The organism is Arsenicicoccus cauae (genome assembly GCF_009707125.1).
GTDB classification, from domain to species: domain Bacteria; phylum Actinomycetota; class Actinomycetes; order Actinomycetales; family Dermatophilaceae; genus Arsenicicoccus; species Arsenicicoccus cauae.
Map to the genome: position 1 here is coordinate 22,578 of NZ_WLVL01000038.1, position 10,792 is coordinate 33,369.

11 protein-coding genes are annotated in these 10,792 nt (G+C 71.3%); 7 read left to right on the top strand and 4 right to left on the bottom strand.

Annotated elements, in window-relative coordinates:
- The first annotated feature begins 98 nt into the window (after positions 1-98).
- Both GGG17_RS10330 and trhA read left to right on the top strand, forming a co-directional pair.
- Complete coding sequence (locus tag GGG17_RS10330) at positions 99-524, top strand: hemerythrin domain-containing protein (RefSeq protein WP_154593655.1); 426 nt, start codon at positions 99-101, stop codon at positions 522-524.
- 193 nt (positions 525-717) lie between these two features.
- Complete coding sequence (gene trhA, locus GGG17_RS10335; RefSeq protein ID WP_154593656.1) at positions 718-1,440, top strand: PAQR family membrane homeostasis protein TrhA; 723 nt, start codon at positions 718-720, stop codon at positions 1,438-1,440.
- A 229-nt stretch (positions 1,441-1,669) separates the two neighbouring features.
- Here the strand turns inward: trhA and GGG17_RS10340 are convergent, their stop codons facing one another.
- Positions 1,670-2,059: a cupin domain-containing protein gene (locus tag GGG17_RS10340; protein ID WP_154593657.1), complete on the bottom strand. Its 390-nt coding sequence runs from the start codon at positions 2,057-2,059 to the stop codon at positions 1,670-1,672.
- A gap of 201 nt (positions 2,060-2,260) precedes the next feature.
- On the opposite strand from GGG17_RS10340, the gene GGG17_RS10345 reads away from it, so the two are divergent.
- Positions 2,261-2,659 carry a VOC family protein gene (locus GGG17_RS10345; protein WP_154593658.1) on the top strand — a complete coding sequence of 133 codons (399 nt, stop codon included), beginning with the start codon at positions 2,261-2,263 and terminating at the stop codon, positions 2,657-2,659.
- 91 nt (positions 2,660-2,750) lie between these two features.
- Here the strand turns inward: GGG17_RS10345 and GGG17_RS10350 are convergent, their stop codons facing one another.
- Positions 2,751-4,022: an alpha-amylase family protein gene (locus GGG17_RS10350; protein ID WP_154593659.1), complete on the bottom strand. Its 1,272-nt coding sequence runs from the start codon at positions 4,020-4,022 to the stop codon at positions 2,751-2,753.
- A gap of 93 nt (positions 4,023-4,115) precedes the next feature.
- Positions 4,116-4,631: a MarR family winged helix-turn-helix transcriptional regulator gene (locus tag GGG17_RS10355; protein WP_154593660.1), complete on the bottom strand. Its 516-nt coding sequence runs from the start codon at positions 4,629-4,631 to the stop codon at positions 4,116-4,118.
- A gap of 84 nt (positions 4,632-4,715) precedes the next feature.
- On the opposite strand from GGG17_RS10355, the gene GGG17_RS10360 reads away from it, so the two are divergent.
- The 4 genes from GGG17_RS10360 to GGG17_RS10375 all read left to right on the top strand — a co-directional run bounded on the left by GGG17_RS10360 (position 4,716) and on the right by GGG17_RS10375 (position 9,779).
- Entirely contained in the window at positions 4,716-5,915 is a 1,200-nt protein-coding gene (locus GGG17_RS10360) for a homogentisate 1,2-dioxygenase (protein ID WP_154593661.1), read from the top strand.
- Between the two features lie 8 nt (positions 5,916-5,923).
- The gene (locus GGG17_RS10365; protein WP_195849202.1) at positions 5,924-6,868 is read left to right on the top strand and encodes a hypothetical protein; all 945 of its coding nucleotides are present in this window, start codon (positions 5,924-5,926) and stop codon (positions 6,866-6,868) included.
- 66 nt (positions 6,869-6,934) lie between these two features.
- Positions 6,935-8,149, top strand: a complete 1,215-nt coding sequence (gene fahA / locus GGG17_RS10370) for a fumarylacetoacetase (RefSeq protein WP_311966596.1) — start codon at positions 6,935-6,937, stop codon at positions 8,147-8,149.
- A 145-nt stretch (positions 8,150-8,294) separates the two neighbouring features.
- Complete coding sequence (locus GGG17_RS10375) at positions 8,295-9,779, top strand: alanine/glycine:cation symporter family protein (protein ID WP_230082897.1); 1,485 nt, start codon at positions 8,295-8,297, stop codon at positions 9,777-9,779.
- Positions 9,780-9,866: 87 nt separating this feature from the next.
- Here the strand turns inward: GGG17_RS10375 and GGG17_RS10380 are convergent, their stop codons facing one another.
- Positions 9,867-10,358 carry a hypothetical protein gene (locus GGG17_RS10380; RefSeq protein WP_154593662.1) on the bottom strand — a complete coding sequence of 164 codons (492 nt, stop codon included), beginning with the start codon at positions 10,356-10,358 and terminating at the stop codon, positions 9,867-9,869.
- Between the last annotated feature and the right edge of the window lie 434 nt (positions 10,359-10,792).

Genomic DNA, 10,792 nt, shown 5'->3' on the forward strand with positions numbered 1-10,792 from the left:
AGCGGGCTCGGGGACTGGAAGGAACTCGTCTCCATAGCCTTTGGGCATGCTTTGACACGAGTTTGACCGTGCTAATAGCGCGGGAGCAGGATGCACCCATGTGTTCCTACTGCGGGTGCAAGGACATCGAGCTGATCGGGCGCTACATGGAGGAGCACGACCAGCTCATCAACGAGCTCGGGATCCTCCGGCGGGCGTGCGACGAGCAGGACCTCGCCGCCGTGCGGGGTGCGTGCGAGCACCTCGCCGGCCTGATGCGGCCGCACTTCGACTCCGAGGAGCGAAGCCTGTTCGCCGTGCTCCGCGAGGACGAGGACTTCACCGAGCACGTCGACGACCTGTGCGCCGAGCACGAGGACCTCTGGGCGCTGTTCGACGCGGTCAAGGGGGGCGACTTCGGGGGCTACAAGGCGTTCGAGGATCGGCTGCGCGTGCACATGGACCGCGAGGACAACGGCCTGTTCCCTGCCGCGGCGGTATCGCTCGACGGCCCCTCGTGGGACCGCATCATGGATCTCGCCTAACGCCCGCCGGGCTCCGCCGCACCCGCTCAGCGGGTGGGGTGGTCGCGGCGCGGGGCCACCGCAACGAGCGGCCGGCGTGGCGACATACCGGCAGTGCGTCGGTCCGCCTTTGTCGCGCGGCGAGCAGGGATCGGGTCGTGATCCCGTATGTCGAGCGTGGCCCCCGCCCAGGTTGCGCGCGTAACGTCAAGGTATGCCCGTCGTCGCTGAACACCCTGACACCACCGGAGCCTCCCGCGCCGCGTCCTCGCCGAGCGTCGCGCAGCGGCCGGTGGAGGCCTTGCGCCAGGTCAAGCCCAAGCTGCGCGGGTGGCTGCACGCCGGCATGACCCCCGTGATCTTCTTCGCCGGGCTGGTGCTGTGCGTGTTCGCGCCGACGCTGACGGGGCGCATCGGCAGCGCGGTCTATCTCGTGGCGGCCCTGATGCTGTTCGGGACGAGCGCGACCTACCACCGGGGCAGGTGGAACGACAAGGTCTACGCGGTGTTCCGGCGGTGGGACCACGCCAACATCTATGTCTTCATCGCGGGCAGCTACACGCCGCTCGCGCTGCTGCTGCTCGAGGGCCGGTCCCGGGTGATCCTGCTGACGCTGATCTGGTCGTGCGCGCTCGCCGGCGTGTTGTTCCGGACGCTGTGGATCGAGGCGCCGCGGTGGCTCTACACCCTGCTGTACGTCGCGATGGGGTGGGCCGCGGTCGGGTGGCTGACGCAGTTCTGGGCCGCAGGTGGAGCGGTGACCGTGATCCTGATCGCGGTGGGCGGGCTGCTCTACACCGGTGGCGCGGTCTGCTACGGCCTCAAGCGGCCCAACCCCTCGCCGACCTGGTTCGGCTTTCACGAGGTGTTTCACGCCTGCACGATCCTGGCGGCGATCGTGCACTACGTCGCGATCGCCTGGGTCGTCTTCAGCTGAACGCAGCGCGGCCGGACGCCGCCAGCACCCCACCCCACCCCCTCCATCCTCAGTCCCGAGGTCGCGCTGGAGGCGGTCGATCCTGACGGGGTCGTCGCGGAGAGCCCGCGCCTCGACGGGCGGCAGGCGGTCGTCATACGGCCCGATGCGCACATCGCCGCGACGCCGGCAGAGGTGGGTGCCGCGGTCCGGCGCGTCCTGCGCCGCTGACCTGCGCGTGCCGCTCGCCTCAGGGGTGCGGCAGGAGCATCGTCACCGTCAGCGTCGTCGGCTCCAGCGCGCGGACCGCGTGTCGCAGCATCGGCGTCAGGTGCAGCAGCGCCCCCGGCGCGAGCTCGACGGTGCGGTCCGGCAGCTCGAAGCTCACCCGCCCGCGGATCACCTGGATCAGCACGGGATGTCGCGCGGCGTGCTCTGTGAGCTGGTCGCCCTCGGCGAACTCGAAGGCCACCACCTTGGCGCTGTCGTTGTCGACGACCGCGGTCGCACCGGGCCGCCCTCCCCGGGACTCAGCGCGCCCGCACACCTGCTCGACCAGCGTCGACGTGCCCTCGGTCGTGCCAGGCCTGCGGTCCGGGCCGTCGCCCTGCTGGACGTGGCCCTCGGTCGGGTCGCTCATGGCGTGCTCCTCTCGTCGGTGCAGCCATCCTCGCAGCCGTGCGCGCTCTGCGACCGGGCGCCCGTGAGAGGGCGAGAGTGGCACCACGAATGCGCCTGGGAGGCCTATCTCTGCCCACTCATCTGGGCGTCCGGCGGTACCCACGTGATCCGGTCGGGCTCGCCCACCCGTCCGCCCTTCCCGCTCCACTACGGTCGAGACATGTACCGGACGCCGATGATCGCGCTGTACACCGACGATCTCCCCCGCCTCACGTCGTTCTACGAGGGGCTCGACTTCCACGTGACCTCTCGAAGCCCCTCCCACGGAGACCCCGTGCACGTGGAGCTGACGCTGGACAGGTTCACGATCGGGATCTCCACCGTCACCGCCGCCCGGGAGGACCACGGTCTGGACCCACAGCTCGGCGGTCGGCCCGTGGAGATCGTGCTCTACTGCGACGACGTCGACGGCGAGGTCGTCCGGCTGACCGCGGGAGGCGCTCCGCTGCTGTCCGAGCCGCATCCCTTCCAGGGTGGGCGGACCCGCGTGGCCTGGGTAGCAGACCCCGACGGCAACCCCGTCCACCTCGTGCAGGTCACGGCCGACAAGCACCTCTGACGGCGTCCGCTGGCTCCTGGGCTCAGGCCCAAGACGTCCACAGAGCCTGACGGCCGCGTGGGGTGGCCGCGGACGCGCCGGGAGCGGGTGGTCAGCGGGCGGGCCAGGTGAAGGCGGTCGCGCTGGACGTCTCGACCTGCACCCGCGGCTCGCCCGACACCTCCAGCGTGACCCGTATGACGGCAGCGGGGTCACACTCCTCGGGGGCGCCGGCAGCGGGGCGCGACTCGTAGACGAAGCGCTCGTTGCCGAGCTCCACCACCCGCGTGCGCGCACGGACGAGCCAGGGGTGCTGGCGCCGCACCGCGATCAGCCCCTGGTGCACGTGAAACATCCACTCCCCCAAGGTGCTCAGCTCGGCGGGGGTCGCGGGCAGCGGAGGTCGGACGGCGTCGTCGCCGCCCTCGCGGTCCTCCTTGACGCCCTCGAAGGCCTGCTCGTCGCCGTAGTAGAGCGAGGGCGTGCCGCCCACCGTGAGCAGGCAGGCCACCGCGAGCACCGCCGCCGCCGGGCCGACGCGGGAGGCGATGCGGGTGACGTCGTGGTTGCCGACGAAGGTCATCGGCACGAACGTGTCGAGCAGGGCGCCGTGCCGCTCGAGGGCGTGCGACAGCTCGTAGAAGTTCTTGTCGTGGAGCGAGGACCAGAGGGCCTTCCACAGCTCGTACTGCGTGACGGAGTCCAGCGTCGACTCACGCACGATCGCGGCGTAGTCGCCGTGGATCACCTCCCCGACGAAGGTCGCCTCCGGGAACTCCGCCCGCACGCGCGGCAGCACCCGCGCCCAGAACGCCGGGTCGACGGCGTATGCCGCGTCCAGCCGCCACCCGTCGATGCCCCGACGCAGCCAGTGCAGCATGACCTCGACGACCAGATCGACGACCTCGTCGCGGGTGTGGTCGAGCGCGACGAGGGACCCGTGCCCCTCGAAGACGTCCGGGCGGGGCCCGCCGTCGGCGTCCCAGTCGATGCGGAAGTACCTGGCGGCGTGCGACTCTCGGCCGCCGGCGAGAGCCTGCTGGTAGAGGGGGTGCTCGAGCCCGACGTGGTTGAAGACGCCGTCGAGCATCACCCGCAGGCCCCGGTCGTGGCAGCGCCGCACCAGCTCGTCGAAGTCTCCGTCGTCGCCGAGCCGCGGGTCGATCCGGACGTGGTCGACGGTGTCGTAGCCGTGCGTGGTCGACGCGAAGACCGGGCCGAGCTGGAGCCCGTTGACGCCCAGCGCGATCGCGTAGTCCAGCCATCCGTCCAGGCGCCGCAGCGGGTGGGCGACCAGGCTCTCGTCATACGGATCCCTGATGGGCGCACCGACGGCGCCCAGCGGATAGACGTGCCACCAGATGACGTGCTCGGTCCAGGCCATGCCCCCGAGTCTGCCGCACCCCCGCACCCGCAACGGGGACGTTCGTGCCCGGAAACCGATCACGAACGTCCCCGTTGCGCCGAGGAGGGGCGGTCAGTGGCGCAGCCGCGGGGACAGGTCGTCGCGGGACCCCACGAGCTTGTCGAGCAGGGTCACCAGCAGGTGCCGCTCGAGCGGGGTGAGCGCTGCCGCCCAGGCCTGCTCGCGCTCGTGCTGCGTGGCAAAGAGGGCGCGGATCTCCTCCACCCCGCGTGGCGTCAGCCCGAGCCGGACGGAGCGGCCGTCGTGGGGGGCGGGCTCGCGGCATACGAGACCGTCGTCGACCAGGCCGCCGGTGAGGTTGGAGACGGCCGCGCGGGTGAGGCCGGTGAGCTCCGCGACCCGCTTGGGCTCCATCGCGCCGGCCAGCCACAGGACGTAGAGGATGCGGAAGGCCGACCACGACCGGCCCGCCGGCCGGTGCACCGACGCCTCGAGGTCGTAGGTGACGATCCCGGACGCGCGGTTGAGCGTGAGCAACAGCTCGGTGGCCCCGGGGTCGGCGTAGCCCGCGTCGGTGAGACGGGACCGCGCCTCGCGCACGAAGGACCAGAAGTCCAGCTCGCTCATGGCACCCCCTGGCGTCTGTCGGACCCGTCCGCTACAGTCCAGATAGTACATCGATGTATCAGTGGTGCGAGAGACGAGGGCGTCATGGCTCACTACCGCAGCGCGGGCACCATCCCGCCCAAGCGGCACACGCAGCACCGCACCCCTGAGGGTGACCTCTACTACGAGGAGCTCATGGGCGAGGAGGGGTTCAGCTCGGACTCGAGCCTGCTCTACCACCGCTACATCCCCAGCGCGATCGTCGACGTCCGCCCCTGGGAGCTGCCCGACCAGACGCTCACGCCCAACGACCCGCTGCTGCCGCGCCACCTGCGGACCCACGCCCTCGGTGCCGACGGGCGGGACGTGGTGACGGGGCGGCGGCTGCTGCTCGGCAACGGCGACGTGCGGCTCGGCTATGTCGCCGCGACCGAGGCCAGCCCGCTCTACAAGAACGCCGTCGGCGACGAGTGCTGCTACGTCGAGTCCGGGACGGCCACGCTGGAGACCCAGCTCGGCCACGTCGACGTCCACCAGGGCGACTACGTGATGATCCCGCGCGCGGTGATCCACCGGTGGGTGCCCACGGGCGACGAGCCGGTCCGCGTCTACGTCATCGAGGCCAACAGCCACATCAACCCGCCGCGCGGCTACCTGTCCAAGCACGGCCAGCTGCTCGAGCACGCGCCCTACTGCGAGCGCGACTTCCGTCACGTCGGCGAGCCGCAGCTGGTCGACGAGCAGGACGTCGAGGTCTACATCAAGCACCGCGGGCGCGGACCGTCGGGCCTGGACGGCACGATCCACGTCCAGCCGCAGCACCCCTTCGACGTGGTCGGGTGGGACGGCTGCCTCTACCCCTACGTCTTCAACATCGGCGACTTCGAGCCGATCACCGGGCGGGTCCACCAGCCGCCGCCCGCCCACCTGGTGTGGGAGGGGCACAACTTCGTGGTCTGCAACTTCGTGCCGCGCAAGGTCGACTACCACCCGCTCGCGATCCCGGTGCCCTACTACCACTCCAACGTCGACAGCGACGAGGTCATGTTCTTCTGCGGCGGCGACTACGAGGCGCGCAAGGGCTCCGGCATCGGGCAGGGCTCGATCTCGCTGCACCCGGCAGGTCACGCCCACGGGCCGCAGCCGGGCGCCTACGAGCGGTCCATCGGGGCGGAGTTCTTCGACGAGCTGGCGGTCATGGTGGACACCTTCCGGCCGCTGGACCTCGGCGAGGGCGCGCTGGCGACCGAGGACGACCGCTACCCCTACAGCTGGTCGGGCGGGCGCCGGCTGGGTCAGGGATGATCAGCCGTATGACGGACGCAACCGACGCACCCGGGGCCCCCGCACCGCTCGCGACCCAGCCGCTCGTGGCGGCGCTGGTCGACGACGCCGGCCTCTTCCCACCCACCGCCCTCGCGATGGACGACGCCGTCGCCCGTCACCGGGCCGACCTGGACGCCGCCCACCCGGTGCACACCGGCCGGTTCCTGTGCCCCGCCAGCCGGCTCGACGAGCTGCGCCAGGCGCTGCGCGAGGGGGAGACCGTCGACGTCGGGGTGATCCTCGACGAGCCCCTGGCCTCGCTGCCCGGCCTCGCCAGCTCCCTGCTCGGCGACCCACGCCTGCACCTGGGCGCCGTCGAGCTGCGGCTGCCCCTGGACCAGCCGCTCGACGAGGCGGTGGCCGCGGTCGTGGCGGCGACCAGCGCCCTGCCCGACGCCGTGACGGCCTACGTCGAGATCCCCCTCGCCCGGGCCGACGAGGGTGAGACCCGGGCCGCGCTGACCTCGGTGCACGACGCCGGGCTCGGCGCCAAGGTCCGCTGCGGCGGCGTCACACCCGACCTCTTCCCGAGCGTCGACCAGCTCGCCGACCTCCTCGCTGCCGCGGGCGAGCTCGGCGCGCGGTTCAAGTGCACGGCCGGCCTGCACCACGCCGTGCGCTACACCGCCGACCGGACGGGTTTCGAGCACCACGGCGTCCTCAACATCCTCGTGGCGCTCCTGCGGGCGGTGGCCGGGGCCGACCGCCAGCAGGTCGTGGAGGCGCTCGCCAGCACCGACGGCCCGGCCCTCGCGGCCGAGGCGCTCGCCGCGGCGGACGACGAGCAGCGGCGGGTGCGAGCAGGACTCGTGGCCTACGGCTCCTGCAGCACGGGCACGCCCGTCGAGGACCTCGCCGCCCTGGGCCTCACCTCGCGCGTCGAGGTGCTCGAGCGGCGCGACCCCACCCAGCAGGTCGACCAGCAGCAGTAGGCCCTCGCTGACCGCACCGCCGCACCGCCGCGCCACCTCATCACCTCATCACGACAAGGAGCACCCGTGACGACCACCTGGGTCGAGATCCTGCAGGACAGCCCGTTCGGCCTGGACGCCCTGCCCTATGGGTCCATGGACACCGGCGACGACTTCGCCCACCTCGGGGTGCGCATCGGTGACCAGGCCCTCGACCTCACGGAGGCCGCGCCCGAGCTGCCCGGCGAGTGGTCCGACGTCGTCGAGGAGGGCAACCTCGACGTCCTGCTCGCGGCGGGACCGGAGGCGTGGGCGCGGCTGCGCAGCGACGTCCAGACGTGGCTGCGCGACGAGAGCTACCGCCCCCTCGTCGAGCCGTCCCTGGTGGACCTCGCCGACGTGACGATGCTGATGCCGTTCACGGTGGGTGACTACGTCGACTTCTACGCCTCGGAGAACCACGCGTCCAACATCGGCCGGATCTTTCGCCCCGACTCCGAGCCGCTCACGCCCAACTGGAAGCACCTGCCGATCGGCTACCACGGCCGCTCCCAGACCGTGATCGTGTCGGGCTCGGATGTCCCACGCCCGCAGGGCCAGCGGCGGACGCCCGACGGCGACGTCGTCTTCGGCCCGTCGGTCCGTCTCGACATCGAGGCCGAGCTGGGCTTCGTGGTCGGCGTGGGGTCAGAGCGCGGATCCTCCGTCGCCGTGAGCGAGTTCGACCAGCACGTCTTCGGCGTGACTCTCACCAACGACTGGTCCGCCCGCGACATCCAGGCGTGGGAGTACGTCCCCCTCGGCCCCTTCCTCGGCAAGTCCTTCGCCACGTCGATCAGCGGCTGGGTGCTGCCGCTCGCGGCCCTGCAGGACGCTCGGATCGAGCCGCCGGCCCGCGACGTGCCGCTGCAGGACTACCTGCAGGACGTCGACGGCGAGCCCTGGGGACTGGACATCGAGCTCGAGGTGCAGCTCAACGGCGAGGTCGTCTCCCGGCCGCCCTACGCCCAGTTGTACTGGACCCCCGCCCAGATGCTCGCCCACACCACCATCAACGGCGCGTCCGTGAGCACCGGCGACTTCTACGCCTCCGGGACCATCTCCGGCACCGAGGTCGACCAGCGCGGGGCGTTCATCGAGATGACCTGGGGCGGGCGCGATCCGATCACCCTGTCCGATGGCTCCACGAGGACGTTCCTCGAGGACGGCGACGAGGTCGTGCTGGCGGCCACCGCTCGCGGACGCGACGGCCGCCGCATCGGCCTCGGCGAGTGCCGCGGGCGGATCACCCCCGCCCGCTGACCGGCAGACCTCGCCCACCGGCGACCGGCCGTATGCCGCAACCGCCCGTCCGCCTCCACCGGCCGAGGCGGGCGGGTCGGCATACGCTGTCCTCCATCGACGGCCCGGCCGCGGCCCCCACCTGACCCCCACGAACGGACCATCCTTGAACGCGATCCACGACGGCATCCTCGCCGTCAACGACAAGCTCACCTGGCTGCTGATCGTCATGCTGGCCGCCGCCGGCATCCTCTTCACGCTGTGGAGCAAGGGCGCCCAGTTCCGCCGCTTCGGCACCATGGTCAAGGTGGCCGTCGGGTCACGCAGCGGCGGCGGCGAGGGCATCTCCAGCTTCCAGGCGTTCTGCATCTCCCTGGCCTCCCGCGTCGGCACCGGCAACATCGTCGGCGTCGCCATCGCCCTGGCGCTCGGTGACCCCGGTGCGATCTTCTGGATGTGGGTGATGGCCTTCCTCGGCATGGCCACCGCCTTCGTCGAGGCGACGCTCGCCCAGCTCTACAAGGTCCCGCACACCGACGGCACCTTCCGCGGCGGCCCGGCCTACTACATGCAGCGCGGACTGAAGTCGCGACCCATGGGCATCGCCTTCGCGATCTGCCTGATCTTCACCTTCGGCCTCGCGTTCAACATGGTGCAGGCCAACACCATCGCCGGGGTCTTCGAGGGCACCTGGGGCATCCCCACCTCGATCACCGCGATCATCCTGGTCGTCATCACGGCCGCCATCGTGCTGGGCGGCCTCAAGTCCGTCGCCCGCGTCACGGAGTACATGGCGCCGCTGATGGCGCTCGCCTACTTCCTGCTCGCGATGGCCGTCCTGGTCATGCGGATCGGGGACGTGCCCAGTGCCATCGGCGACATCTTCCGCGGGGCATTCGGGCTCGACCAGGCGCTGGCCGGCACCGCCGGCGGCATCCTCGCCGCCGTGCTCAACGGCGTGAAGCGCGGGATGTTCTCCAACGAGGCCGGCATGGGCTCGGCGCCCAACGCCGCCGCCGCCGCCACCACCTCGCACCCCGCCCACCAGGGCATGGTGCAGGCGCTCGGCGTCTTCATCGACACGATCATCGTCTGCACCTCGACCGCCGTGATGATCCTGCTGGCCGGACCGTCCATCTACACCCCCGGCGTGACCACCCGCGACCAGGCGGCGACGCTCACCCAGACCGCGCTGGCCAGCGAGCTCGGGTCCTGGGTCGCACCGGTCATGGCCTTCCTGATCTTCATCTTCGCGTTCAGCTCGGTCATCGGCAACGAGACCTACGCCGAGGTCAACATGGACTTCATGCGCGGCGGCCGGGTCGGCGAGCTCGCGATCCGGCTGCTCACCATCGGTGCCGTGGCCTGGGGCGCGCTGCAGAGCCTGGCCTTCGTGTGGGACCTGGCCGACCTGGCCATGACCTTCATGGCGGTGCTCAACCTCGTCGCGCTCATCGCGCTCGGCAGGCACGCGATCGCCGCCCTGCGCGACCTCGAGTCCCACGCGGACCCGGTGGACGCCGGTTTCGACCTCGACGACAACCCCCACATGCCGGCAGGCATCCCCGGCGAGGTGTGGCACCGCCGTCCCGGTCACGCCCCCGGTCAGTGGTTCGCACCCAACGACCGCCACGAGGACGCCGACGTCTGACCCCGTATGCCGGGGCCGCCCGCCTCCCGGTGACCTGGGAGGCGGGCGGTTGACGTCATACGACCTAGGGCTGGTCGGCGCCGGAGGTCAGCACCTCCCGTCCGGGAGCGCACCCTTGACGAGGAAGGTCTTGCCCTCGTCGCGCGACTCCAGGTCGTAGACGATCGCGTCGCGCGTCGCGCCCTTCGGCTTGGGCTTGCGGTCGAGGCCCACGGTGACGTCCTTGCCGTGCTCGTCGAGCATGCGGACGTCGCCGACGCTGCACACCCGCAGGGAGGTCACGGGCTTCGGCCAGATGGCGTACTGCACGCGCGTGATCGACTCGAACCTGCGCTGACCCACCATCCGGTTGCCGCTCGCCTCGATGCTCCGGCTCATCGCGTTGTGCTGCTCGAGGTACTCCGGCGTCAGGAAGTCGGCCGAGGCGACCGGCCCGTCGACGGGCAGCTTCTCGAGCTTGCGCAGCGCGGCCTCCGAGGCCGCGAAGGCATGCTGCAATGCCTCCTCGGAGCCACCGGCGGCGGCGGTCTCGTGGCTGCACGCGGAGCCGGCGAGGGCAGTGGTTGCGAGGATCCCCACGGCGGTCACGGTGCGGAGGTGGCGATGCATCATGGCGGCGGTCTCCCTGGGTGCAGTTCGAGGCGCTGACCGGGCAGTGCCCCGGGTCACGGTGGGTCGTGACGCTATCGGCCCGTGCGCCATCCCTCTACCGATGAGTAACCTCCGCGCCTGTTTGCCCGACGCTCATGGCTCTCCGTGACCGCGCGGCCACATTCGGCGCGCTCCTACCGGGGGCGGGATCATCGACCTGGCGAACGAAGGCCGGTCGATGCCCTTACCCCCGGCGGGCTCATCGACCTGGCGAACGAAGGCCGGTCGATGCCCTTACCCCCGGTAGGATGCTCCTATGGATGTCAAGCGGCGGTAGCGAGGTGTCCGGGCTCGATGCGCTCCCGGGTGAGGACGTAGTAGATCTCGCGGGCGATGAGTCGTTTGAGGCAGCGGATGATGTC

Coding starts and splice junctions, on each gene's coding strand:
- GGG17_RS10355 (WP_154593660.1), bottom strand. CDS start 4,631: ATGAGCGAGCTGGACTTCTGGTCCTTCGTGCGCGAGGCGCGGTCCCGT.
- GGG17_RS10330 (WP_154593655.1), top strand. CDS start 99: ATGTGTTCCTACTGCGGGTGCAAGGACATCGAGCTGATCGGGCGCTAC.
- GGG17_RS10340 (WP_154593657.1), bottom strand. CDS start 2,059: ATGAGCGACCCGACCGAGGGCCACGTCCAGCAGGGCGACGGCCCGGAC.
- GGG17_RS10365 (WP_195849202.1), top strand. CDS start 5,924: ATGACGGACGCAACCGACGCACCCGGGGCCCCCGCACCGCTCGCGACC.
- GGG17_RS10360 (WP_154593661.1), top strand. CDS start 4,716: ATGGCTCACTACCGCAGCGCGGGCACCATCCCGCCCAAGCGGCACACG.
- GGG17_RS10345 (WP_154593658.1), top strand. CDS start 2,261: ATGTACCGGACGCCGATGATCGCGCTGTACACCGACGATCTCCCCCGC.
- GGG17_RS10350 (WP_154593659.1), bottom strand. CDS start 4,022: ATGGCCTGGACCGAGCACGTCATCTGGTGGCACGTCTATCCGCTGGGC.
- trhA (WP_154593656.1), top strand. CDS start 718: ATGCCCGTCGTCGCTGAACACCCTGACACCACCGGAGCCTCCCGCGCC.